The organism is Flavobacterium bernardetii, assembly GCF_011305415.1.
GTDB lineage: Bacteria > Bacteroidota > Bacteroidia > Flavobacteriales > Flavobacteriaceae > Flavobacterium > Flavobacterium bernardetii.
The window spans coordinates 480821-505270 of sequence record NZ_JAANOQ010000001.1; the positions used below are offsets into that span (position 1 = coordinate 480821).

Here is a 24450-nt window from a genome sequence, read left to right on the forward strand (position 1 = left end):
AAGTATAGGAATAACCCTTCCAGAGTTTTGAACTTTGGAAGGTTTTTTTTTTTTGATGAGGTTTGAGGAAGTGGTTTGCTTGACACCCCTAAAGTTCTTCCGATTTTGGAACAAGCTATCAAGGGGACAATACCTACTAACACTTTTAGTTTTAATTAGAATTTTACAGACATGTATCTAATTTTCTTAGAAGGATTGTTTCATAGAAGTTACAATACCTATTAACACTTTTAAAATTAATTAGAATTTTATAACTTGTACCAGATTTTCTTAGAAGAATTGTCCCCTTGAGGGGACTTTAGGGGTGTTGGGAGTTTTGTATAGAATTGAAAAAGTAATACTAAATATAATATAAGCCATGAAAAATAAAATAATTCCTTATTCACCTCACTTAAAAGAATACTCGAGAATGTTACGAAAAAACAGTACATTAAGTGAGGTTTTGCTTTGGCAAAAAATAAAAAACAAAGGCTTCGAGGTTCAGTTTCATAGACAAGTACCCATGCTAAATTATATAGTAGATTTCTATTGTCATGAGATTATGTTAGCTATTGAAATTGATGGTGATAGTCATATGTTTAAATATGAATATGATAAATTTAGACAAGGTGAATTAGAAAATAAAGGTGTAAAGTTTTTAAGGTTTTCTGACTTAGAAGTTAAAAATAATATGTTCTCGGTTTTGTTGGTTTTGGAAAATGAAATAGAAGAACTTTTAAAGTTGAAAGTTTGACACCCCTAAAATCCTTCCGATATCGGAACAAGCTATCAAGGGGACAATACCTACTAACACTTTTAGTTTTAAATAGAATTTTATAGACTTGTATCTAATTATCTTAGAAGGATTAACCACTGATACGGTTTCAACATGACACAATTAATCTAAAAAAAGAAACCCTTCAAAAGCTTTAAACTCTTGAAGGGGTATTTTTTTGAAGTGGTTTGTGGAAGTTGAAAGTTTGACACCCCTAAAGTCCCCTCAAGGGGACAATTCCTACTAACACTTTTAGTTTTAAATATAATTTCTAAGATGCTTTAGAAACTTTGGATGGGTTTTTTATTTGATGAGGTTTGTGGAAGTTGAAAAGTTGACACCCCTAAAGTCCCCTCAAGGGGACAATACTTATTAACACTTTTAGTTTTAAATATAATTTCTAAGATGCTTTAGAAACTTTGGAAGGGTTTTTTGTTTGATGAGGTTTGCGTGAGATCCTTGCAGTATGACAAGATTGAGGGTAATATTGTGTAAGTTGATTATGAGATTGCTCCTAAGGTCGGAATGACAAACTGTACGCATAGCTTATCTGAACTATTTGGAGCGAAGCGTCTTTACCCACAATCCAACCTATGAGTCTATGTGTTTTATTATTTACGATTTTAGATTTGGGATTTACGTGAAGAACTATGTGGTAAAAAAACTTATATGACTTATATGTTTTATTATTTACGATTTTAGATTTGGGATTTACGAGGACTTTGACAACCTCAGGCTGACATAATTGTTCTAAAAAAGAAACCCTTCAAAAGCACTAAACTCTTGAAGGGTTTTTTGTTTAATTCGGTTTGCGGAAGTGATTTATGTGAGAGGCTTACAGTCCCGAAGCTTCGGGAGAAAAGATGGAATGTAAGTATACAAGAAACCCTTCCAGAGTTCCAATTTTTGCTTCTAATGACTAATTATCAATTTTTGAGTAGTTATAGAATTATCGGAAGTGATAGTTACAATGTAAGTACCATTTGGTAAATCATCTGTTGGATATCTTTCTGTCCAAATACCAGAATGTTTTGAAGTTGTAAAATTTTTAAGTTCTTTACCAGTTAGATCAATAATTTTTAAATGTACTGTTCCAGATTGGTTTATGTTGTAATGTATTGTGAAAAAGGCATCAGAAGGATTAGGATATAGTGAAAGTATTTTAATTTCCTCAGCAATTGGGTTAGTGTTTAGTATTTGAGTAAAGCAAAGATCAGGTTGTATAACATTTGTAATTGCAGTTGAAGCGAGTATAGGATTTGTGGCTTGACGCAAATGATTTTCAGTGTCAAGAACATACCAAGAAGCTCCAACTTGATGTGTCGATGAAGAAGTATTGATAGTATTTACATAATACCAATCTGCTTGTACTTTTGGAGAAGTGACGTCAAGAATAATAAAACCTTTTTTGCTTCCTTCTTTATATTTCACGAATGAATTTCCAAATATAAGTTCAACTGGACCGCCAGGAGAAGTTACACTAGGAGTTACAAACTCAACACCCCAAGATCCAGCTCCAGTACTAGAAACATAATTTGATTTTGGTAAATCATTTGCCCATGAAGTATGTATATCACCAGTTAGAACAACAAAATTATTAATGTTATTATTTACAATAAAATTGGAAAGATTATCTCTTTCAGCCGGATAGCCATTCCATTGATCTTCATTCATTGGAGTTCCAAAAACTCTTACCGGAGCCATCATAACTTGTTGTACTAAAAACTTCCATTTTGATGTAGTATTAAGTAGTTTATCATTCATCCAGGTTTTTTGTGCATCACTTATCATTTTTCTGGTTGGACTGTTTACACTGGTTCCTGTGGTTCCAATTTGTTCCTCACGATCATCTAAACGAGTATCAAGCATAATTAAGTCGATTGTTTTACCGTAGGTGATCTCTCTGTAAATTTGATAAGGATCTGTAGGATTGGTTTGACGGATAGGTAACCATTCGAAATAAGCTTGTTTACCATCGTTTTTTCTGGTTTGCCAGTTGCCTTCACCTGTATTATGATTTTCTGCGCCGTCTTTCCAGCTGTCATTTGCAGATTCATGATCATCCCAAATTGGAATCCAAGGGTATAATTGATGGTTTCTTCTAAGATCTGGATCTAAGTGATATACGGAATAGCGTGCTCTGTAATCGGCAAGAGTGATGGTTTCTGTAGCAGGTTGCCAAAATCTTTGTGTAGCAGTATTCGGTTCATAACCACCTGTTTCATATTCGTAGATATAATCTCCTAAACAAAGTACTGCATCAATATCATTTCTGACATTCATGGCTTTGTACACGTTAAAAAAGCCGGCTTCTAAGTTAGCGCAAGAAACCACTCCAAAACGAGCATTTGTTGTAGTGTCACCAGGAGCTGTTTTGGTTCTACCAATCGGGCTTCCTAATCCGTTAGTGTGAAATTGATAATAGTAATAGGTTTGAGCTTGTAATCCTGTTACATCTATTTTTACTGTAAAATCTTTACTTGTATCTGTTGTAAAAGAACCGGTTGAAATAACATTGTTCATTTGATTATCTGTAGCAATTTTCCAAGTTCCAGAAATAGTTACAATGCTTATATCATCTGGCGTAACTCTAGTCCAAATAATTACTCTGTCTTTTAATGGATCTCCAGAAGCGATACCATGATAAAATGGTTTTAAACAAGGGTCTAATGTTAAGTTTGATTGGCTAAAACCTAAAGCAAAAGTCATAAAAGCCAGAAATAAAGTAATTTTTTTCATATTAAATATTTATAAATTTTTTCAATTGCAATATTAATTTTTAGACCATGAAAGGATGTTAAATTACTATTATCCTTATATTATAAAATAAGAGGAGATAGTATTCTTAGGTAAATTTAAATGCGCAAATCCGAGTACTTATCTTAAATGCTCTATGTTTAGAGGAGTCTAAACTATATTCCTATGTGTTTTATTATTTAAGATTTGGGATTTACGATTTACGATTTGGGATTTACGTGAAGCACTATGTGGTTAACCATTGCGGAAGTGGTTTGTGTGAGATGCTTTCAGGATGACAAGATTGCGGGTAAGTATACGAGAAACCCTTCCAGAGTTCCAAACTCTGGAAGGGTTATTTGTTTGAGGTCCTGAAACGAGTTCAGGATGACAAGATTGTAGATGAGGTTTGTGTGAGATGCTTACAGGATGACAAGATTGAGGGTAATATTGTGTAAGTAGATTATGAGATTCCTCCTAAGGTCGGAATGACAAACTGTACGCAATACAAAATCTTTAGATTTTCAAAAATCCGTGCCAATCCCTCACCACAATACAAAGGAAATTCAATCCGCCAAATCCGCGTACCAATAACCACAATCCAATAAAAAAACAATCTGCCAAATCCGCGTACCCAACTTATGTGAACTATATTAAGCGGAGCTCCTTTACCCACAATCCAACCTATGAGTCTATGTGTTTTATTATTTGGGATTTTAGATTTGGGATTTACGTGAAGAATTATGTGTTTAAAAAAAACTTATATTAATTATATGTTTAAAATTTTAAACACTAACTATCCGTAATAGTTTGTTTCTCTAAATTGGTGGAAGCGGGTCCATTTATTACTTTACCATCCGTTGTAAAGCGCGAACCGTGCAAAGGACAATCGAATGTTTTTTCATCTGCATTCCATTGTAAAATCCCACCTAAATGCGGACAAACGGCTGAACTGCTGTGCAATTTATTATGTTCGTCACGATAGACAGCTATTTTTTTCATTCCTGAAACAATAATACCACCTTCACCTAGTTTTAAATCGCTTACTTCTTTTACATTTTCTGGAGTGAACCAATCTACGAACTGTGCTACCATATTTCCCACTTCGCTTAAATAATCACCTGTAGTATTTAGTGTAATTCGGGATGGACTATATATTTCTGTCCAAGGATTTTTTCTACCGTTAATTAGGTCGGTGATAATGATTCCGCCGAGTGTTCCATGTGTCATTCCGTTACCAGAATCTCCTGTAATAATGTAAATGTTATCGTCACCTGGATTCTTACCAATGTAGGCTAAGGAATCAATTGGTTCCATTACCTGACCAGACCATTTATATTCAATAGTTTCAATGTCTGGAAAGTGTTTTCTTGTCCATTTTTCTAAATTTGCATAACGGTCTTCTTCTTTAATATCTTCATCATCTGCTTGTCCGGTACGATGATCTTCTCCACCAGCAATCAATAAATCATAATTTTCATCAAACGCTTCTAATCGAACATAATGATAAGGTTTTGTAATCCATTTTGAGTCTTGGTCGCCAGTATCCCACCAAAGTGCATAAGGTAATTTTCCTTTTGCCACTTTTACAGCAATTGCATACGTTCTGTAAGGCCATAGTTTGGTATGCATGGTTACCCAATCGTTAATTGGAGTATTGGTAGCTACAACAATATGATTGGCTTTTACTGTAAATCCGTTTGCTTTAGCTCCTTTATCGGTAATATCTTCTGCTTTTGTTTGCGTATAAATTTTTCCACCAAATTTTATAAAAGCATCTGCCAAACCTTTTAAATAAAGTAAGATATGAAACTGACCTTGATTTGAAAATTTAATACTCAACTGTCCCTCTTCGCCAGCTACAGACGGAACAGATTGCAACAATTCAGTAGTTAATCCTGCACGGATAGTTGCTTCGTATTCCTTATCTAAAGTTTCTTGAATATCTGAAGGATGTAAAAATAAATAGCCATTCACTTTTTTATAATGACAAGCAATTTCATGATGTTTTACCGTGTTCGCTATCCAATTAATGGCAGCCATATGACTATCAGCCGCTAATTGCATAGTTGCTGTGTTGAATGTTTTTTCTATTTCAAAATAATGTTCATCTAAGGCACAAGAAAGATGTGCTGTGGTTCTTCCGGTTTCACCACTTCCAATACATCCGTCTTCAACCAAAACTACTTTTTTTCCTTCTTTTGCAAGACAGTAAGCTGTTGTAAGTCCGGATATTCCACCACCAATAACTAAAACATCGGTATCAATATTTTCATTTAATTTCTCAAAAGAGAGTGGTTCTATGTTTGATGTAAACCAGCAAGATAAATTTTTACCTGAGGTAATCGTACCATCTTCATGTGTGGATGTTTGGTTGGAAGTATTCATTTTATTTCTTTTTTTTACGATATAAGTAAAGATATAATAATTTGAAATTTAGTAAGTTATAGTATTGTGATGTTAAGTTATAATATTCACAGGCTTTTAAGTTAAAAACAAGGGATAAAAAATAATAATAAATTAATATGTATTCATTTATAAAAATGATATATTTGAATCATATAACTAATTAATACAATTTATGAAAAAACAGTTTATTGCAATCGTTTTTATGATAGGTGCTTTTGTTAATGCACAATCAGTTAAAGAAGCTACAGGAAGTTTAGCATCATTGAAAGATCAAACATCTGTAAATGTTGAATTTGATTATTCAAATTTAAAATTATTAAAAGAAAATCTTACAGAAGCGGAATACATTAAAAACCGTACTGAAGATTTAAATAAAAAGACACCAGGTGTTGGAGATTCTTGGGCTAAAAAATGGGCTGGGAGCAAAGAAATGATTTGGAACCCAAAATTTTTAGAATTAGTTAATGTTGTTTTATTTAAAGAAAAGAAAAATATTGTTTTTAAAGAAGATAACAAATCTGCTAAATATACAGTTGAAGTAAAAGTAGATTGGATTTTTCCAGGTTGGGATGTTGCTATTATGAAACAACCAGCTAAAGTAACAACTACTATTAGATTAGTTGAAACTGCTAACAGATCAAATGTGTTATATTCAGCAAAACTTAATGATGCTCCTGGAGATCAATGGGGAAATAACTTTAGTAATGAAAGTAGAATTGGTGAAGGATTTGCTAAAACTGGAAAAACTTTAGCTAAGCTTATCTTAAAGCAAATTAAATAATAAAGTATATAAAAAAAGGGCAATTTTAAATTGCCCTTTTTTTTATTGTTTTTCTTTTTCCATATTGATCATATGGGCCATATTTTTAATTACGTTGTCGTGTTTCTTCACAAAAGGATTTTCTTGATCCCAAACATAACCCGCTAATACCGCACATATTTTTCTTTTTACATCTGGGTTTTCTGGTTGATGGAAAAATAAGGTTTGTAAATTTCCAGTATACCATTCTTTTACATAAGTAGTGAAAACGCCAATACCGCTTTTCATATATTCAGCAAATTCTGTTTCCCAGTTTACTTCAGTTCCATTTAATTCTTTATGAATTAATTTTGCTGATAACATTCCAGATTCTGTAGCAAACGCCACTCCAGATGAAAATACTGGATCTAAAAATTCTGAACTATTTCCTGTTAAAGCAAAACCATCACCATACATTTTTTTAACTGAACGAGAATAATTTTCAAGTTTTACAGGCTCGAATAAAAATTCTACATCACCAAATCTTTTGATGTAATAATCTGATAATTGAATTGCTTTTCTTAAAGATTCGCTATTAGAACCTTCAGATAAAGCATTAATAAATGAAGTTGGTCCAACAACACCTAAACTTGTGTTGCCATTTGAAAATGGAATTACCCATAACCAAACTTCTGTTTCTAAAATATCAAATGAAATTAAAGTTCCTTCTTCACCTTCTGGTCTGTTTTTGTCTTGAACATGAGTGAAAATAGAAGAGTGTGGATCCAATTTTGAAGGTGTATCTAAATCTAATAATCTAGGTAAAACACGACCATATCCACTTGAATCAATAATAAACTTAGCGTGAATTTCTTTTAAATTACCATCTTTGTCTTTCACTGTAGTAACTGAATTTTTACCTTCAAATTGTACAGCAATTACTTCTGATTCAAATTCTAAATCAATTCCTTTGTTGATTACTTCTTTTGCTAATGTATTGTCAAAATCAGCTCTAGGAACTTGCCATGTCCAATCCCAACCTTCAGAAAATTTATCACTAAAATCAAAAACACAAATTTCATTTCCTCTAATAAAACGAGCTCCAAGCTTTTTTTCAAAATTCATTTTATCTAAAGCTGGAAATAAACCTGCTTCATCAAAATGATCCATTACTCTTGGAATTAAACTTTCACCAACAACTAATCTTGGAAATTTCGTTTTTTCAACTACTTTTACTTTAACATTATTGTTATGTAAATACGAGGCAGAAACGCATCCTGACGGGCCTGCACCGATTACTAAAACATCAATAAATTCTTGTGTCATATTTTTCTTTTTTGTTTGTAAGAATATGTTACCTTTGTGGCTTCAAATTTAATCACATATTTTTTATTAATCTATAAATAATTTGTGATTTTTTAATTAAAATTAAATCACTGATAATGAGCTTGTTAAACGAATATTTAACTATAGAAGATTTTACTTCAATAATTTTTAATAATAATAAAATAGACGTTAGTAGTGCTGTAATAGACAGAGTTGAAGAGAGTTTTGCCTTTTTGAAGGAGTTTTCGGAAAATAAAGTTATTTATGGTGTTAATACTGGATTTGGGCCAATGGCACAATACAGAATTAAAGACGAAGACAGATTACAACTTCAATATAACCTGATAAGAAGTCACTCTTCAGGTACTGGAAAGCCCTTAGATGCAGTCAATGTAAAAGCGGTTATCTTAGCAAGATTAAATACACTTTCTTTAGGAAATTCTGGAGTTCATCCTTCAGTTATTCATCTAATGAAAGAATTTTTAAATAGAGATATTACACCGTTAATTTTTGAACATGGTGGTGTAGGAGCAAGTGGTGATTTAGTGCAATTAGCGCATTTAGCCTTAGCATTAATTGGAGAAGGTGAAGTTTTCTATAAAGGAAAAAGACTTCCTACTGCAGAAGTTTTTGAAATTGAAAACTTAAAACCAATCAATGTAGAAATTCGTGAAGGTTTAGCCTTAATGAACGGAACTTCAGTAATGACAGGTATCGGAATCGTTAATGTTCACAATTCAAGAAAAATATTAGATTGGTCTATTAAATGTTCATGTGCGATTAACGAAATTGTACAAGCTTATGACGATCATCTTTCTTTTGAATTAAATAACACGAAAAAGCATTTCGGACAGCAAGAAATTGCTAAATTAATGAGAGATAATTTGTCTGATAGTACTTTAGTAAGAAAAAGAGAAGACCATTTATATTCAGGTGAAAATAATGAAGATATCTTTAAAGAAAAAGTACAAGAATACTATTCTTTAAGATGTGTTCCTCAAATTTTAGGACCCGTTTTAGATACTATTAATTATACGTCTCAAGTTCTTGAAAACGAAATTAATTCGGCAAACGATAATCCAATTGTGGATGTGAAAAACAAACATGTATATCACGGCGGTAATTTTCACGGCGATTACATTTCATTAGAAATGGATAAATTGAAAATTGTTATTGCTAAATTAACGATGTTGTCTGAACGTCAATTGAATTATTTATTAAATTCGAAATTAAACGAAATTTTACCTCCGTTCGTAAACTTAGGTACATTAGGATTTAATTTTGGAATGCAAGGAGTTCAGTTTACTGCTACATCAACAACTGCAGAAAGTCAAATGCTTTCTAATCCAATGTATGTTCACAGTATTCCAAATAATAATGATAACCAAGATATTGTTAGTATGGGAACTAATGCAGCCGTAATTGCTGGTAAAGTTATTGAAAATGCTTTCGAAGTTTTAGCGATTGAATTGATAACTATTGTTCAAGCTATTGATGCCTTAAACTTTAAAAACGATATATCTTCAGTAACAAGAAAAATGTACGATGATATTAGAGCTATCGTTCCTAAATTTAAGGAAGATCAAATTATGTATCCTATAGTTCAAAAAGTAAAAGATTATTTAATGAAATAATCATTTTTATATTTAATATAAAAGTTTAAATTGCTTTAAAATCTCAAACTATAAAAATGAAAAATTATCTTTTCTTAGTATTCCTATTTAGTCAAGCTTTTTTCGCTCAGGAGCATGCGCTTGTAAAACAAGGTGAAAAATTTGGTTATATTAGCACAACGGGTAATTTTAGTATTGAACCTCAATATAAATTGGCTAAAAACTTTTCTGAAGGTTTAGCAGCTGTTGAAAAAGATGGCAAATGGGGTTTTATCAATGTTAAAAATGAAATGGTTATTGCTCCAGCTTATTCCAATGCAAAATACTTTAATAGTGGAATTTGTGTTGTAGAAAAAGATAAGAAATGGTTGTACATTAATAAACGTGGTGAAGAATTAAAAATGCCAACTACAGAAAAAGTGTATGATTTTGAAGATGGCGTGGCATTTATTAAAATTGCTGATAAAATTGGATTAATAAACCCGAAAGGAGAAGTTATTGTTGCTCCAACATATCAAGTAATCAAATCATTTGAAAATGGTTTTGCAAGAGTCAAACTAAATGACAAATGGGGAATTATTGATAACAAAGGTAAATTAGTTGTAGAAGCTATTTATGATGAAGTTGGAAGTTATTATAAAAACACTACTTGGGCACGTTCAGGAACTGCTTTTGGTTTAGTTATCGCAAATAAATTTCAAGCTATAGAAGGTGTAGATAAAATCTGGGATTTTTTATATCAAGATGTAACTTACGCTAAAAAAAACAACAAAATTGGTTTTATCGATTTAAAAGGAAACTGGACAATTGAACCAAAATTTGATAAAGCAAAAGCATTCCATAAGAATTTAGCGCCTGTTTTTATGAATAAAAAATGGGGTTACATCAATTTGAAAGGCGAAGTGGTTATTGAATTAAATTATGCAGATGCAGAAATTTTCAGTAATGACGGATTGGCTCCAGTCAAAATTAAAGAATGGGGTTTCATTGATGAAAAAGGAAAATTAGTCATTCCAGCCGATTATCAAATTACAGCTGGTGGATTAATTTCAATGTTTAAAGAAGACGAAAAAGGATTCGTTAAAGGAATCGCAAGAGTTAAATATAAAGGAAAATGGGGATTCATAACCAAAGATGGTAAAACATTAGGAGATAAATGGTTTGAAAACGCAGAATTATTTCAATAAAATATACAATATGAAGTGTGCATTAGTTACAGGTGGATCAAGAGGAATTGGAAGTGCTATATGTAAAAAATTAGCGGAATCAAAAGAGTACCATATCTTAATAAATTACCAATCAAATGTTGAAGCAGCTGAAAAAACTTTAGAAGAAGTAAAGCAAATTGGTGCGACAGGTGAAATTATAAAATTTAATGTTTCAGATGCGACAGAAGTAACTGAAGCCTTAACAAAATGGCAAGATGCCAATCCAAATGCAATTGTTGAAGTAATTGTGAATAATGCCGGAATTACAAAAGACGGTTTATTTATGTGGATGTCTTACGAAGATTGGAATAATGTTATCAATACGAGTTTAAACGGATTTTTCAACGTAACTAACTTTTTTATTCAAAAAATGTTACGTAATAAATACGGTAGAATTGTAAATATGGTTTCTGTTTCTGGAGTAAAAGGAACACCTGGACAAACGAATTATTCTGCTGCAAAAGGAGCTGTAGTTGCTGCAACGAAAGCATTAGCTCAAGAAGTTGCCAAAAGAAATATTACTGTAAATGCTGTGGCACCTGGTTTTATTAGAACTGATATGACAGGTGAATTAGATGAAAAAGAATTGGTAAAAATGATTCCAATTAATAGATTCGGAGAAGCAGAAGAAGTTGCTGATTTAGTAGGTTTTCTAGCGTCAAGAAAAGCGAGTTATATTACTGGTGAAGTAATCAATATTAATGGAGGTATTTATTCTTAAAAAAATAAATTATGAGTAGGAGAGTTGTTATCACTGGAATGGGGATTTATTCTTGTATTGGAACGTCAATAGAAGAAGTAAAGCAATCTTTGTATGAAGGCAAATCAGGAATTATTTTTGACGAAGAAAGAAAAGAATTCGGCTTTCAATCAGCACTAACTGGAACTGTTCCTAAACCTGATTTAAAAAATCATTTGAGCAGAAGACAAAGAATTAGTATTGGAGAAGAAACGGAATATGCTTATTTAGCTACGATTGAAGCTTTGAAAAATGCTAAAATTGACGATTCTTTTTTTGATGAAAATGAAGTTGGAATTTTATACGGAAACGATTCTGTTTCAAAAGCAATTATTGATGCAATTGATATTGTAAGAGAAAAGAAAGATACCGCATTAATTGGTTCTGGTGCTATTTTTAAATCGATGAACTCAACCGTAACCATGAATCTATCTACTATATTTAGATTACGTGGTGTAAATATGACAATCAGCGCAGCTTGTGCTAGTGGTTCACATTCTGTTGGTTTAGCGTATCATTTAATAAAAAGTGGTTTACAAGACATCATTATTAGTGGTGGAGCTCAAGAAATAAATAAATATGCCATGTCTAGTTTCGATGGATTGGGTGTTTTTTCACCAAGTGAAGACAATCCAACTCAAGCATCAAGACCTTTTGATGGAAGTAGAAATGGTTTAGTTCCAAGTGGTGGTGGTGCAACTTTAATTATTGAAAGTTACGAATCTGCTGTAAAAAGAGGAGCGCCAATTTTAGCTGAAATTATTGGTTATGGATTTTCTTCAAACGGTGGACATATTTCAACACCAAACGTCGAAGGACCAGCAAGAGCAATGAAGAGAGCCTTGGAGCAAGCAAATGTTGCTCCTTCTGAAGTGGGATATATCAACGCACATGCTACATCAACTCCTTTAGGTGATGCTAATGAAGCAAAAGCTATTTTAGAAGTTTTTGGTGAAAATGGTCCACATATTAGTTCAACAAAATCTATGACAGGTCACGAATGTTGGATGGCAGGAGCAAGTGAAATTATTTATTCTACAATTATGATGTTAAATGATTTCATCGCACCGAACATTAACTTTGAAAACCCTGACGAAGACTCCAAAAAATTAAATATTGCAGCAAAAACAATAAATAAGAAATTTGATGTATATTTGTCAAATTCTTTTGGATTTGGTGGAACAAATTCAGCAATTGTAGTTAAAAAAATATAAAGTTAAAAATGGTTATGACAATCGAAGATATTATTGAAAAAGTAAACGAAATTTTTGTTGATGAGTTTGAAGTGGATGGTGATGTAATTTCCCCAGAATTAAATTTAAAAGATACGCTTGGTTTAGATAGTTTAGATTATGTAGATTTAGTGGTTTCAATTGAAGCTAATTTTGGAGTTAAATTAGGTGAAGCTGATTTCGTAGGAATTGCTTCATTTCAAGATTTTTATAATTTAATCGAAACTAAAATCCAGAACGCTACTAAATAATAAACATCATGAGTCAGTGGGATGGAAAATCTAAAGGTACTGTACTTGGATATAAAATATTCGTTTTTTGTATAAAAAAGCTAGGAATTAAAGCAGCTTATTCTGTTTTATTTTTTGTAGCTTTTTATTATTTTATATTCCTAAAGGAAAGTAACAAACAAATATTTTATTATTTCCATAATAGACTTAAGTACTCCTATTTTAAATCCAAAATTATGGTGTTTAAAAGTTATTTTACTTTCGGACAAACCATAATTGATAAAACAGCGATATCTGCAGGATTAAGAAAAAAATTCACCTACGATTTTGATGGTATTGAAATCTTAAATGAATTACTTTCTGATAAAAAAGGTGGTGTACTTATTAGTGCTCACATTGGAAATTTCGAAATTGCAGAACACTTTTTTGGAGAAATTGATTTTGATTGCCAAATTAATTTGGTAACAACAGATAGAGAACATTCCGAAATTAAGCAATATTTAGAAAGTGTCACTCATAAATCATCCATAAAATTTATAATTATTCAAGATGATTTATCTCATATTTTTGAGATTAATAATGCTTTAGCGAATAATGAATTAGTATGTTTTACAGGCGATAGATATTTTCCAGGAACTAAAGTCTTGAGAGAATCTTTGTTAGATGAAGAGGCCAGTTTTCCTGCTGGACCATTTTTAATCGCATCAAGATTAAATGTACCAGTAATATTTGTGTACGTAATGAAAGAAGCTAACTTGCATTATCATTTATATGCTAGAAAAGCAAATACTAAACATCGTGATGAAAAAGGTTTATTAAAAGCCTACACTGAAAATTTAGAAGGAATGGTTAAAATGTATCCTTTGCAGTGGTTCAATTACTTTGATTTTTGGAAATAAGTTTAATTAAACAGCAAAATTGTATTTTTCAGTTATTGCTATTATAGGAATAATGGAGAAATTTGATTCAATAGTAATAGGTTCAGGGGCTGGTGGTTTATCTGCTGCTTTATGTTTAGCTCGTAGCGGGCAAAAAGTTTTAGTACTAGAACAACATTACGTTCCTGGTGGTTGGTGTCATACTTTTACACTAAACGGTCAACGATTTAGCCCTGGTGTACACTATATCGGGTTGCTAGATGAAGGACAATCTACAAACGAACTTTATAAAGGTTTAGGCGTTGCCAATGATTTGACTTTTTTTAGAATGAATCCAAAAGGATATGATCATTGTATGATAGCCAATCAAAAATTTGATTTACCTGCCGGATTTGAAAATCTTCAAAGTAAATTAATTTCTGAATTTCCAAAAGAAGAAAAGAACATTAAAGAATACCTTTCCTTAATACAAAAAGTAAATTTCGAATTGCAATTAATGCCTAAACTAGAAGGTTTTTGGCAAAAAATTACAGTTCCTTTTCGAACAAAAAACTTTGGTAAATTTTCCCTTTTTAGTTTAAAACGAGTAATCGGTTGGCATATTAAAGACCCATTACTTAAAGCCATTCTTAATTCTCAATGTGGTGATCATGGTGTGCCACCTTCTCAAGCTTGTTTTCCAGTTCATTGCTCAGTTATGTATCATTATTTTGATGGTGGATTTTACCCGATGGGCGGCGGAAGCAGTATTGTAAAAGCCATGACAAAAAAAATTAAAAGTTATAATGGCGAAGTAAGAGTGAGCCAAAATGTAACTAAAATTATTGTTGAAAATAATCAAGCTAAAGGAGTAGTTTTAGCAACTGGAGAAACAATTTTAGCAAATACTATTGTTTCAAATGCCGATCCATCAACTACTTATTTAAGGTTAATTGGTAAAGAAAATATCAGTAAAAAATTAAATAAAAAACTTTCAAAAACAAAATATTCAGTCACTTCACTAATTTTGTTTTTAACGGTTGAGTTAGATGTTACAAAATACGGTATAGATTCGGGTAATATTTGGAAATTTGAAAGCGAAAATATAGATGAACATTTTACAACTTTAACGGAAGGAAATATTCTTGAAGGTGATAAATTTCCAGCTCTTTTTATAAGTTGTACGACTTTAAAAGATCCAGTTAGTTTTAATAGTAAGTATCATAACTTTGAAGTAGTGACGTATGTAAGTTATGATAGTTTTAAAGAGTTCAATCATAGAGAAGATTATCATTCTGAAGCATATGAATTGTTTAAGAAAAAGATTATTGAGAAGTTTTTAAATAATATGGAAGAACTAATTCCAGACGTACGAAATCATATTGTTCAAGCGGAATTAGGTACACCAAAAACAAATGAATATTATGTTAATTCGACTAATGGAAATGTATATGGAACGAATAAAACATTAAATCAAGTTGGACCATTTTCATATAAAAACAAATCGGAAATAGAGAATTTATATTTATGTGGCGCCAGTACGATATCACATGGTGTAACTGGTGCAACTTATTCTGGACTAGAAGCAGCAGCTCAAATTTTGAAATGTAAGTCGGGTGATTTATTGATAAAAGATGAATCTCAGAAAATTAATATTTATGATGCTGAAAACAGTAGCACTTGGAGTGAATTTATACATAAGAAACGAGAAGATAAAATTAGAAATTTTAAGAAAATAAATCAAAGTTAGTATTATCAAATGAAAAACGTATTAGTTATACATTACTCACAATCAGGTCAATTAACTGAAATACTTGATACTATTACGCTTCCATTTTCTTCTGAAGATGAAATTAATGTTACACATTATACTATAGAAATGGAGAAAGAATTTCCGTTTCCGTGGAATAAAACTGCTTTTTTTGATGCATTTCCAGAATCGTTTTTACAAATTCCAGCAGCCATAAAAACACCTTCAAATTCTATTTTAGAAAAAAAATACGACTTAATTATTTTAGGTTATCAAGTTTGGTATTTATCGCCATCTATTCCAGTAAATTCATTTTTGAAAAGTACTTTTGCGAAACAGTTATTTCAAGACACTCCAGTTGTCACAGTTATTGGAGCCAGAAATATGTGGGTGAAAGCACAAGAGAAAATGAAAGTGTTGTTGTCAGATTTAGGCGCTAAATTAGTTGGAAATATCGCTTTAGTAGATAGAAACATAAATCACGTAAGTGTGGTGACTATCGTTCATTGGATGTTTACAGGAGAAAAAACAAAATATTTAGGTATTTTTCCAAAACCTGGTGTTTCAGAATCTGAAATTAAAAATGCTTCTAAATTTGGAAATGTTATTCTACTTGCGTTAAAAAATAATAATTTTTTGACCTTACAAGAGGAATTATTAAAATTAGATGCTGTTGAAATTCGAGCTTTTTTAGTAGAAATGGATAAAAAAGCCAATAAAATGTTTAAAATCTGGTCGAATTTCATCATAAATAAAAAAAAATCAAGAGAATCTTGGTTAAAAGTTTTTAATGTTTATTTATGGGTTGCTATTTGGTTAATATCGCCAATTGTGTTTATCTTGCACCTTTTAAAATACCCATTTGTAGCTAATAAAATAGCTAATGAAAAAAACTTATACAAAAAGATATAATCAGTAATAATAATGTCTGAAGTTTACATAACAAAATCTAGTAAATTCTTACCAAATAATCCTATATCAAATGATGATATGGAGAAATGGTTAGGATTAATTAATGAAGAATCTTCCAAAGCAAGACGTATTGTTTTAAGAAACAATGGAATTGCAAACAGATACTATGCATTAGATGAAAATGGAAATCCAACACATTCTAATGCAGATTTAACTTTTTTAGCAATTGAAAAATTGTTTGATGATCAATTTGCGTCTTTAAAGATGGAATTGCTTTCTTGTGGAACATCTACTCCAGATTTGCTTTTACCATCTCACGCAGCCATGGTTCACGGATTATTACAAAATCAATCAGTAGAATTAAATTCTTCTTCTGGTGTTTGTAATGCTGGAATGAATGCTTTAAAATTTGGATATTTATCTGTTAAATCTGGAAATACTTCAAATGCCGTTTGTACAGGTTCTGAAAGAGTTTCAACTTGGATGTTAGCGGAAAAATTTGAAAACGAAATCATCAATCTTAAAAAATTAGAAGAGCAACCAATCGTAGCATTCAAAAAAGATTTTTTGCGTTGGATGTTATCAGATGGAGCTGGAGCTTTTTTATTAGAAAATAAACCAAACGGAGCGATTTCTTTAAAAATAGAATGGATGGAAGCCTATTCATATGCCTATGAATTAGAAACGTGTATGTATGCAGGTGGCGATAAATTAGCAGATGGAAGCATCAAACCTTGGAGCGATTATAACTCTAACGAATGGTTGTCTGAATCCGTATTCGCTATTAAACAAGATGTCAAAATTTTAGATGCACATATTTTACAAAAAGGAGCGTTAAGTATGAAAACTGCTCTAGATAAAAATAATATTGGCGCTAACGATATCACTTATTTTTTACCACACGTTTCTTCACATTATTTTGTAAAAGGACTTTATGCTGCTTTGAAAGAGCAAAATATAGAAATTCCTTTAGAACGTTGGTTTATGAATTTAAAAAAAGTAGGAAACGTTGGTTCGGCATCAATTTACTTGATGTTAGAAGAATTAATGAATTCTGGAAAATTAAATAAAGGAGATAAAATTTTACTATCTGTTCCAGAAAGTGGTCGTTTCTCTTATTCATATGCTTATTTAACTGTGTGCTAATGCAAAATGTAGTTTTACCTATTTTAGATCGTGATTTTGTTGGAACTCTTATCCCACAAAAATTTCCATTTGTAATGGTGGATAAAGTATTGGCTTTCGAAGAAAATTTTATTACTTCTGGTTTTACAATCGAAGAATCAAATATTTTTACTGAAAAGGGTACTTTTCAAGAAGCTGGATTAATTGAACATATGGCACAATCTGTTGCTTTATATACAGGTTATCAGTTTTATTTAAAAAAAGAACCTGCACCAACAGGATATATCGGAGCCATAAAATCAATTGAAATTTTCGAATTGCCAAAAGTAAACGACAATCTTACAACTAAAGTAAACGTACTTCACGAATTTTCTGGAGTTACTTTAGTTGATATTTCAGTTTTATTAAATGATGTTGAAATTGCTCGCGGGCAAATGAAAACAGTTTTAGCTTAATATAATGGGAGAAGATTTGAAGGATACAGTAATAAATATAAATGATTTTTTACCACATAGAGCACCTATGTTAATGGTAGATTTTTTAATAGAAATATCAGCTACTTCAGTTACTTCTGTTTTCAAAATTAAAGAAGATAATGTTTTTGTTGAAAATAATTATTTTTCTGAAGTTGGATTAATTGAAAATTCAGCACAAACTTGTTCTTCAATTGTAGGACAAACTTTCTTTTTTACTGCAGATAATGAAGTAAGAGATGACGTCAAATTAGTTGGCTTTATCAGTGGGATAAAAAAAGCATCTGTTTTTATGTTGCCGAAAGTAAATGATACGATTAAAACATTTGCCACTTTAGTTTCTAGATTTGATTCTGACGATTATAGTATTTGTACCATGAAATGTGAAACGTTTCAAGAAGAAAATCTTTTACTAGAAGCAGAAATAAATCTATTCATTCAAGAAGTAAAGTAAGATGAAGAAAGAAGAAATACCTCAAGATGAAAGTAATTTATCTAAAAGCAACATAAAGGAATTATGTTATGCAACAGATGAAAACGGAAATTATACAACAGGTTTAAGTACAGGTTGGGAAGCAAAAACGATTGCTTTAGAAAGTTCTATAAATACCATTAATGAACGTATTGAAGAAGCTAAACAAGATATCAAATCAGGAAAAGTTAGTCCAATAGTTTACTATATGGAATTACATAAAATGGATTGGCCAACATTAGCAGATTATGTGGGAATGTGGCAATGGAGAGTGAAAAGACACACTAAGCCATCCGTATTTAAAAAACTAAATAGCAAAATACTACAGAAATATGCTGATACATTTCAAATTTCTGTAGACGAATTAATAAATTACAAAGGAGCCTAATGAACACCAATTTTACACATCATCAATCTGCACATTGTGAAAACGGAGTGGCTTCTAATTTATTAAAATTCAATGGAATTAATATAAGTGAGCCAATGGTTTTTGGTATTGGTTCCGGACTTTTCTTCTTTTATTTACCTTTATTGAAAGTGAATCAAGCACCAGCCATTAGTTACAGACCAATGCCAGGTTTTATTTTCAATAAAGCCGCAAAAAGATTAGGAATTACAGTTAAAAGAATAAAATTTTCGAGCCCTGAAAAAGCTCAAATCGCCCTAGAAAATAATTTAAAAAACAATATTCCAACGGGTTTACAAGTTGGTGTTTATAATTTAACTTATTTTCCAGACGAATACCGTTTTCATTTCAACGCCCACAATTTAGTGGTTTACGGGAAAAACGAAAACACTTTTTTAATTAGCGATCCTGTAATGGAAACTGTAACAACTCTTACAGAAGCAGAATTAGAAAAAGTCAGATTTGCAAAAGGTACACTTTCTCCAAAAGGACAAATGTATTATCCAACGCATATCCCATCTCAAATTAATTGGGAAATTGCCATAAAAAAAGGAATTAAAAACACCTGTAGCGATATGCTTGCACCAGTGCCAATTGTTGGTGTTGCTGCGATGCGCTATTTAGCTAAAAGTATTAGAAAATGGCCAAAAGCTAAAGGAATAAAAGTTGCCAATCACTATTTAGCCCAAATGATTCGTATGCAAGAAGAAATTGGAACTGGTGGTGGTGGTTTCAGATTTATTTATGCAGCATTTTTGCAAGAAGCTGCTGTGATTTTGAAAAATGATAAACTAAAAGAACTTTCATTTGAAATGACTCAAATTGGAGATTTATGGAGAGATTTTGCTCTTAATGCCTCTCGAGTTTGTAAAAACAGAAGTAATGTGGAAGATGTTTACAATACTTTAGCTGATCAATTGCTTTATCTTGCAGATTTAGAAGAAAAGTTTTTCAAAGAACTTAAAAAAGCAATTTAAGGTGAGTAATAATACAGGTATAATTCAAATCAATCAACTTTATAAGCAATATAAAGATGCAGATTATTTCTCCGTAAATAATCTAAATTTAGTTATTGGTGAAAAAGAAATATATGGTTTACTTGGACCAAATGGAGCAGGAAAAACCACATTGATTTCTATGCTTTGCGGAATAATAAAACCTACTTCAGGGAATTTCAGCATTAATAATTTGACTTACGAAAAGAACGCCTTCGAAATTAAAAAAACGATAGGAGTTGTTCCACAAGAATACGCACTTTATCCAACACTTACAGCCAGAGAAAATTTATTATATTTCGGAAGTATGTACGGACTGAAAGGTAAAGATCTAAGAGAGAAAGTCACAATAGCTTTAGATCAACTTGGATTATTAAAATTTGCCGATAAAAAAATTGATACGTTTTCCGGAGGAATGAAACGCAGAATAAACTTAATTGCTGGTATTTTACACGAGCCTTTAATTTTATTTTTAGATGAACCAACAGTTGGAGTAGATGTACAATCTAAAAATGTAATTATCAGTTATTTAAAAGAATTAAATGCTAAAGGAACTACGATAATTTATACCTCACATCATTTATCTGAAGCTCAAGATTTTTGTACCAAAATCGCAATCATCGACAGAGGAACTATTTACGCTGAAGGAACTCCAAATCAATTAATTCAAGAAACTTCGGGTGCACATAATTTAGAAGATGTTTTTATTTCATTAACCGGTAAAGAACTTCGCGATGATGTATAAATTATGGATGTCAGTTTATAAAGAATTTCTTTTACTTAAAAGAGATTTTGGAGGTTTAATCATTTTATTTGTGATGCCTTTAGTGCTAATTATTACAATAACATTAATTCAAGATAGCACTTTTAGAACCGTTACAGAAAGTAAAATTCCTGTTATTTTAGTCGATAACGATAAAGGAGAAATTTCTAAAACAGTAATTGAAAATTTAAATAAAAGCGGTCAGTTTGAAATAATATCTTCTTTAGATGGAAAAGACTTAACTGAAATCACGGCTAAAGAAGCCGTTTTTAAAGGAAAATTCCAATTAGCGATAATTATTCCTAGTAATCTAAGTAAAGATTTGCAATTGAAAGTAAATCAAAATGTAGATAAAATCGTTTCAAATTTTGGAATTGGAGAAGTTTCTGAAACTAAAAAAGATAGTTTACCACAAAAAATAGATAAAAAAGAAGTCCGACTTTATTTTGATCCAGCCACTCAATCGACTTTTAAAAGTAATGTCAAAAGCAGTATTGATAAAATGATTTCTCAAATAGAAACTAAATCTATTTATGCTACTTTTCAAGACCAATTAGGAGAAGGTGATGCGCCAATTTTTGAGCAAGAGAGTTTCATTACTTTTAAAGAAATTATGCCAACAGTTGACAACAAAGAAGTGCTTCCAAATTCAGTACAACACAATGTACCAGCTTGGACTTTATTCGCTATCTTTTTTATAATAGTTCCTTTATCTATTAATATTGTTAAAGAAAAAGGGCAAGGTACACAAATACGATTACTGACAAATCCAGTTCCGTATTCAATCGTTATTGCTGGAAAAACAATTACCTATTTGGTAATATGTATGATTCAGTTTTACCTAATGGTTTTAGTTGGAATGTATTTATTTCCGTATTTAAGTTTACCAACTTTAGATTTAGACGGAAAATTCTTTTTAATGAGTGTTGTGGCACTATTTTCAGGATTAGCCGCAATCGGATTTGGAATTTTATTAGGAACTATAGCCAAAACGCAAGAACAATCAGCGCCATTTGGAGCTACATCAGTTGTTATTTTAGCAGCAATTGGTGGTGTTTGGGTTCCGGTATTCGCTATGCCAAAAGTAATGCAAGTTATTTCACATATTTCTCCTATGAATTGGGGATTAAATGCATTTTATGATGTTTTACTACGTAAAGCAGACGCTGTTGAAATTCTTCCAGAAATATTTTTATTACTTTTGTTTTTTATAATTACAATTTTCATTGCCATTCAATATGATAAAAAGAAAAGAGCAGTATAACGAAGCTTCACATTTAAATGTTTCTAGTGATATTAGAATCAGATTTAACGAAACAGATCCATTAGGAATTGTTTGGCACGGCTGCTATATAACTTATTTTGAAGATGGAAGAGAAGCTTTCGGAAGATTGCACGGAATTTCATACTTAGATGTTCAAAAACATGGATATACAACTCCAATTGTAAAATCGGTTTGTGAGCATAAATTGTCTTTACGTTATGGAGATGTAGCTCGAATTGAAACTACAATTGTAGATTCTCCAGCTGCGAAAATGATTTTTAGATATGTAATTTACGATAGTAATAATGAAGTGGCTTGTACAGGTGAAACGGTTCAAGTGTTTTTAGATAGCGACGGAAATTTAGTTTTAAATGCACCTTCATTTTATGAGGAGTGGAAAAAGAGCGTAGGATTATTAAAATGATAACAAATAAACCAATTTACATTACCGATGCTAATTGCGTAACTCCTTTAGGTTTTGATATTGAAACCAATTGGAAGGCACTTGTAAATGGGCAATCTGGAATTCAATTTCAAGAGAAATATGGAAATCTTTCTTCTATATACGCGTCTATTATTGATACAGAAAAACTTAACGAAAGTTTTCTAAAAGTTACGAATGAAAATTCATTTACGAAATTGGAAAAAATGCTGATTTTAGCATTGCATCCTGTTGTTAGTAAAAATAAAATTTCAGAGAAATCGGTTTTAATTTTGTCTACAACTAAAGGAAATATTTCAGCATTAGAAAATCAAGAAGCACCAATTGAAGACGCACAATTAAGTACTTTAGCAAAAAAAATAAATACATTTTTTGGATTTAAAACAGAACCAATTGTGGTTTCAAATGCATGTGTTTCTGGAGTTTTAGCTGTTTCTGTAGCAAAAAGAATGATTCAGTTCGGAGCTTACGATAATGCATTTGTCATTGCTGGTGATGAAATCTCAGAATTTGTTTTGTCAGGTTTTAATTCCTTTCAAGCGATGAGTAATTTACCTTGTACACCTTATGATGCGGAACGAAATGGTGTTACATTAGGTGAAGCAAGTGCAGCAGTTTTTATCACAACAGAAAAACCAACAAATAATGCCATTGCTATAATTGGTGATGGAGCCGTTAACGATGCAAACCATATTTCTGGACCATCAAGAACTGGTGACGGATTGTATAAAAGTATAGAAAGTGCTTTCAAAGAAGCCAATATCGGTAAAGATAAATTAGATTATATTTCAGCTCACGGAACAGCCACTTTATATAATGACGAAATGGAAGCAATAGCCTTTTCGCGATCAAATATAGATAATGTGGCCATTAATAGTTTAAAAGGTTATTTCGGACATACCTTAGGTGCTTCGGGATTATTAGAAATTGTAATAGGTTTACAATCAATATATCACAATGAATTATTAGCGTCAAAAGGGTTTTCAAACTCTGGAGTTTCTAAACCAATTGATGTTTTAAAAGAAAATAGAAAGCAAGAAATTACGTATTTCTTAAAAACAGCATCAGGTTTTGGTGGATGTAATACAGCAATATTGTTTGAAAAAATAAATTAGATTTGACAACAAATTATCACATATCAAACTATTGTAAAATAGAAAACAATTCACTTCAAGTAAACGGAATTACTGTTTTAGAAATGAAAGATGTATTGTTTCCTGAATTTATAAAAAACGCCTCAAAAGCAATTGAATTAGAATATCCGAAATTTTTTAAAATGGATAATTTAAGTAAATTAGCTTTTTTAGGTGCTGAAGCTATTTTGAAAAACACTATCAATTTAGAAGAAGAAAATGATATCGCATTAGTATTTGCGAATAAAGCATCAAGTTTAGATACAGATGTAAAATACCAAGAATCTATTTCTGATAAAGAGAATTATTTTCCGAGTCCAGCCGTTTTTGTGTATACCTTGCCAAATATTTGTGTAGGAGAAATAAGTATCAAAAACCAATTGAAAACAGAAAATGCCTTTTTTGTTTTTGATGATTTTAAAGCGGATTTTATGTCGGATTATACATCGTACTTATTAGAAAGTGGTAAAGCAGAAAAAGTACTATGCGGTTGGGTTGAATTTTACAAAAATGACTATAAAGCTTTTGTTTACTTGGTTGAAAAATCAGGAACAACGGCTCACAATAAAGAAGTAATACAAACACTATATAATAAATAATTATGGAAGCATTAAAACAAGAATTAAAAGCAAAAATTATTGAGGCACTTAATTTAGAAGATATCGCAATTGAAGAAATAAACGATAACGATCCATTATTTGGAGAAGGTTTAGGTTTAGATTCTATTGATGCTTTAGAATTAATTGTTCTTTTAGATAAAGAATACGGAATCAGATTAGCAGATCCAAAACAAGGTAAATCAATCTTTGAATCTGTGGAAACAATGGCAAAATATATTTCTGAAAATAGAACAAAATAATATTTATAAATAT

The 24450-nt window shown here is 31.2% G+C and carries 24 protein-coding genes; 21 read left to right on the forward strand and 3 right to left on the reverse strand.

Translation table 11 applies throughout. The annotated features are described in order from the left end of the window. The first annotated feature begins 358 nt into the window (after positions 1 to 358). Positions 359 to 733, forward strand: a complete 375-nt coding sequence (locus tag G6N05_RS02215; RefSeq protein ID WP_166124930.1) for an endonuclease domain-containing protein — start codon at positions 359 to 361, stop codon at positions 731 to 733. A 933-nt stretch (positions 734 to 1666) separates the two neighbouring features. Here the strand turns inward: G6N05_RS02215 and G6N05_RS02220 are convergent. Next, positions 1667 to 3493 carry an alkaline phosphatase D family protein gene (locus G6N05_RS02220; RefSeq protein WP_166124931.1) on the reverse strand — a complete coding sequence of 609 codons (1827 nt, stop codon included), beginning with the start codon at positions 3491 to 3493 and terminating at the stop codon, positions 1667 to 1669. Between the two features lie 789 nt (positions 3494 to 4282). Then, positions 4283 to 5878, reverse strand: coding sequence for an FAD-dependent oxidoreductase (locus G6N05_RS02225; RefSeq protein ID WP_166124932.1), 1596 nt, complete (start codon positions 5876 to 5878; stop codon positions 4283 to 4285). Between the two features lie 193 nt (positions 5879 to 6071). Here G6N05_RS02225 and G6N05_RS02230 point away from each other — a divergent pair, with 193 nt between their 5' ends. Then, entirely contained in the window at positions 6072 to 6680 is a 609-nt protein-coding gene (locus G6N05_RS02230) for a hypothetical protein (RefSeq protein WP_166124933.1), read from the forward strand. 42 nt (positions 6681 to 6722) lie between these two features. Here G6N05_RS02230 and G6N05_RS02235 read toward each other — a convergent pair whose 3' ends face one another. Next, positions 6723 to 7964 carry an NAD(P)/FAD-dependent oxidoreductase gene (locus G6N05_RS02235; RefSeq protein WP_166124934.1) on the reverse strand — a complete coding sequence of 414 codons (1242 nt, stop codon included), beginning with the start codon at positions 7962 to 7964 and terminating at the stop codon, positions 6723 to 6725. 116 nt (positions 7965 to 8080) lie between these two features. Between G6N05_RS02235 and G6N05_RS02240 the strand changes: the two genes are divergently transcribed. Genes G6N05_RS02240 through G6N05_RS02330 form a run of 19 tightly spaced genes read left to right on the forward strand, consistent with a single transcriptional unit; the run spans position 8081 to position 24437 of the window. Beyond that, positions 8081 to 9598: an HAL/PAL/TAL family ammonia-lyase gene (locus G6N05_RS02240; RefSeq protein WP_166124935.1), complete on the forward strand. Its 1518-nt coding sequence runs from the start codon at positions 8081 to 8083 to the stop codon at positions 9596 to 9598. Positions 9599 to 9654: 56 nt separating this feature from the next. Next, positions 9655 to 10764 (forward strand): WG repeat-containing protein, encoded by a 1110-nt coding sequence (locus G6N05_RS02245; RefSeq protein ID WP_166124936.1) that lies wholly within the window; start codon positions 9655 to 9657, stop codon positions 10762 to 10764. 10 nt (positions 10765 to 10774) lie between these two features. Beyond that, positions 10775 to 11506 carry a 3-oxoacyl-ACP reductase FabG gene (fabG, locus tag G6N05_RS02250; protein ID WP_166124937.1) on the forward strand — a complete coding sequence of 244 codons (732 nt, stop codon included), beginning with the start codon at positions 10775 to 10777 and terminating at the stop codon, positions 11504 to 11506. An 11-nt stretch (positions 11507 to 11517) separates the two neighbouring features. Beyond that, positions 11518 to 12738, forward strand: coding sequence for a beta-ketoacyl-[acyl-carrier-protein] synthase family protein (locus G6N05_RS02255; protein ID WP_166124938.1), 1221 nt, complete (start codon positions 11518 to 11520; stop codon positions 12736 to 12738). A gap of 14 nt (positions 12739 to 12752) precedes the next feature. After that, entirely contained in the window at positions 12753 to 13007 is a 255-nt protein-coding gene (locus G6N05_RS02260) for an acyl carrier protein (protein WP_166124939.1), read from the forward strand. 8 nt (positions 13008 to 13015) lie between these two features. After that, complete coding sequence (locus G6N05_RS02265; RefSeq protein WP_166124940.1) at positions 13016 to 13885, forward strand: LpxL/LpxP family acyltransferase; 870 nt, start codon at positions 13016 to 13018, stop codon at positions 13883 to 13885. Between the two features lie 52 nt (positions 13886 to 13937). Continuing rightward, positions 13938 to 15593, forward strand: a complete 1656-nt coding sequence (locus G6N05_RS02270) for a phytoene desaturase family protein (protein WP_166124941.1) — start codon at positions 13938 to 13940, stop codon at positions 15591 to 15593. A 9-nt stretch (positions 15594 to 15602) separates the two neighbouring features. Next, positions 15603 to 16505 (forward strand): dialkylrecorsinol condensing enzyme DarA, encoded by a 903-nt coding sequence (locus tag G6N05_RS02275; RefSeq protein ID WP_166124942.1) that lies wholly within the window; start codon positions 15603 to 15605, stop codon positions 16503 to 16505. A 12-nt stretch (positions 16506 to 16517) separates the two neighbouring features. Next, entirely contained in the window at positions 16518 to 17651 is a 1134-nt protein-coding gene (locus G6N05_RS02280; protein ID WP_166124943.1) for a beta-ketoacyl-ACP synthase III, read from the forward strand. Continuing rightward, positions 17651 to 18085 (forward strand): hypothetical protein, encoded by a 435-nt coding sequence (locus G6N05_RS02285; RefSeq protein ID WP_166124944.1) that lies wholly within the window; start codon positions 17651 to 17653, stop codon positions 18083 to 18085. Before G6N05_RS02280 ends, G6N05_RS02285 begins: the two co-directional genes overlap by 1 nt. 16 nt (positions 18086 to 18101) lie before the next feature. Beyond that, positions 18102 to 18557 carry an ABC transporter permease gene (locus G6N05_RS02290; protein WP_225875112.1) on the forward strand — a complete coding sequence of 152 codons (456 nt, stop codon included), beginning with the start codon at positions 18102 to 18104 and terminating at the stop codon, positions 18555 to 18557. Position 18558: 1 nt separating this feature from the next. Next, the gene (locus G6N05_RS02295) at positions 18559 to 18963 is read left to right on the forward strand and encodes a hypothetical protein (RefSeq protein WP_166124946.1); all 405 of its coding nucleotides are present in this window, start codon (positions 18559 to 18561) and stop codon (positions 18961 to 18963) included. Beyond that, the gene (locus G6N05_RS02300) at positions 18963 to 19958 is read left to right on the forward strand and encodes a BtrH N-terminal domain-containing protein (protein WP_166124947.1); all 996 of its coding nucleotides are present in this window, start codon (positions 18963 to 18965) and stop codon (positions 19956 to 19958) included. Before G6N05_RS02295 ends, G6N05_RS02300 begins: the two co-directional genes overlap by 1 nt. 1 nt (position 19959) lies before the next feature. Continuing rightward, entirely contained in the window at positions 19960 to 20721 is a 762-nt protein-coding gene (locus G6N05_RS02305) for an ABC transporter ATP-binding protein (RefSeq protein WP_394351430.1), read from the forward strand. Next, positions 20711 to 22003, forward strand: a complete 1293-nt coding sequence (locus G6N05_RS02310; protein ID WP_225875113.1) for an ABC transporter permease — start codon at positions 20711 to 20713, stop codon at positions 22001 to 22003. Before G6N05_RS02305 ends, G6N05_RS02310 begins: the two co-directional genes overlap by 11 nt. Beyond that, positions 21978 to 22427: an acyl-CoA thioesterase gene (locus tag G6N05_RS02315; protein ID WP_166124948.1), complete on the forward strand. Its 450-nt coding sequence runs from the start codon at positions 21978 to 21980 to the stop codon at positions 22425 to 22427. Before G6N05_RS02310 ends, G6N05_RS02315 begins: the two co-directional genes overlap by 26 nt. Further along, the gene (locus G6N05_RS02320; RefSeq protein ID WP_166124949.1) at positions 22424 to 23560 is read left to right on the forward strand and encodes a beta-ketoacyl synthase N-terminal-like domain-containing protein; all 1137 of its coding nucleotides are present in this window, start codon (positions 22424 to 22426) and stop codon (positions 23558 to 23560) included. The genes G6N05_RS02315 and G6N05_RS02320 overlap by 4 nt, the downstream gene beginning before the upstream one ends. Before the next feature lie 2 nt (positions 23561 to 23562). Continuing rightward, positions 23563 to 24177 (forward strand): 3-oxoacyl-ACP synthase, encoded by a 615-nt coding sequence (locus tag G6N05_RS02325; protein ID WP_166124950.1) that lies wholly within the window; start codon positions 23563 to 23565, stop codon positions 24175 to 24177. A 2-nt stretch (positions 24178 to 24179) separates the two neighbouring features. After that, positions 24180 to 24437 (forward strand): phosphopantetheine-binding protein, encoded by a 258-nt coding sequence (locus G6N05_RS02330; protein ID WP_166124951.1) that lies wholly within the window; start codon positions 24180 to 24182, stop codon positions 24435 to 24437. The last annotated feature ends 13 nt before the right edge of the window (positions 24438 to 24450 follow it).

Bases quoted from the DNA above. Each gene is read 5' to 3' on its own strand.
- G6N05_RS02215 (WP_166124930.1), top strand. From the start codon at position 359: ATGAAAAATAAAATAATTCCTTATTCACCTCACTTAAAAGAATACTCG.
- G6N05_RS02220 (WP_166124931.1), bottom strand. From the start codon at position 3,493: ATGAAAAAAATTACTTTATTTCTGGCTTTTATGACTTTTGCTTTAGGT.
- G6N05_RS02225 (WP_166124932.1), bottom strand. From the start codon at position 5,878: ATGAATACTTCCAACCAAACATCCACACATGAAGATGGTACGATTACC.
- G6N05_RS02230 (WP_166124933.1), top strand. From the start codon at position 6,072: ATGAAAAAACAGTTTATTGCAATCGTTTTTATGATAGGTGCTTTTGTT.
- G6N05_RS02235 (WP_166124934.1), bottom strand. From the start codon at position 7,964: ATGACACAAGAATTTATTGATGTTTTAGTAATCGGTGCAGGCCCGTCA.
- G6N05_RS02240 (WP_166124935.1), top strand. From the start codon at position 8,081: ATGAGCTTGTTAAACGAATATTTAACTATAGAAGATTTTACTTCAATA.
- G6N05_RS02245 (WP_166124936.1), top strand. From the start codon at position 9,655: ATGAAAAATTATCTTTTCTTAGTATTCCTATTTAGTCAAGCTTTTTTC.
- fabG (WP_166124937.1), top strand. From the start codon at position 10,775: ATGAAGTGTGCATTAGTTACAGGTGGATCAAGAGGAATTGGAAGTGCT.
- G6N05_RS02255 (WP_166124938.1), top strand. From the start codon at position 11,518: ATGAGTAGGAGAGTTGTTATCACTGGAATGGGGATTTATTCTTGTATT.
- G6N05_RS02260 (WP_166124939.1), top strand. From the start codon at position 12,753: ATGACAATCGAAGATATTATTGAAAAAGTAAACGAAATTTTTGTTGAT.
- G6N05_RS02265 (WP_166124940.1), top strand. From the start codon at position 13,016: ATGAGTCAGTGGGATGGAAAATCTAAAGGTACTGTACTTGGATATAAA.
- G6N05_RS02270 (WP_166124941.1), top strand. From the start codon at position 13,938: ATGGAGAAATTTGATTCAATAGTAATAGGTTCAGGGGCTGGTGGTTTA.
- G6N05_RS02275 (WP_166124942.1), top strand. From the start codon at position 15,603: ATGAAAAACGTATTAGTTATACATTACTCACAATCAGGTCAATTAACT.
- G6N05_RS02280 (WP_166124943.1), top strand. From the start codon at position 16,518: ATGTCTGAAGTTTACATAACAAAATCTAGTAAATTCTTACCAAATAAT.
- G6N05_RS02285 (WP_166124944.1), top strand. From the start codon at position 17,651: ATGCAAAATGTAGTTTTACCTATTTTAGATCGTGATTTTGTTGGAACT.
- G6N05_RS02295 (WP_166124946.1), top strand. From the start codon at position 18,559: ATGAAGAAAGAAGAAATACCTCAAGATGAAAGTAATTTATCTAAAAGC.
- G6N05_RS02300 (WP_166124947.1), top strand. From the start codon at position 18,963: ATGAACACCAATTTTACACATCATCAATCTGCACATTGTGAAAACGGA.
- G6N05_RS02310 (WP_225875113.1), top strand. From the start codon at position 20,711: ATGATGTATAAATTATGGATGTCAGTTTATAAAGAATTTCTTTTACTT.
- G6N05_RS02315 (WP_166124948.1), top strand. From the start codon at position 21,978: ATGATAAAAAGAAAAGAGCAGTATAACGAAGCTTCACATTTAAATGTT.
- G6N05_RS02320 (WP_166124949.1), top strand. From the start codon at position 22,424: ATGATAACAAATAAACCAATTTACATTACCGATGCTAATTGCGTAACT.
- G6N05_RS02330 (WP_166124951.1), top strand. From the start codon at position 24,180: ATGGAAGCATTAAAACAAGAATTAAAAGCAAAAATTATTGAGGCACTT.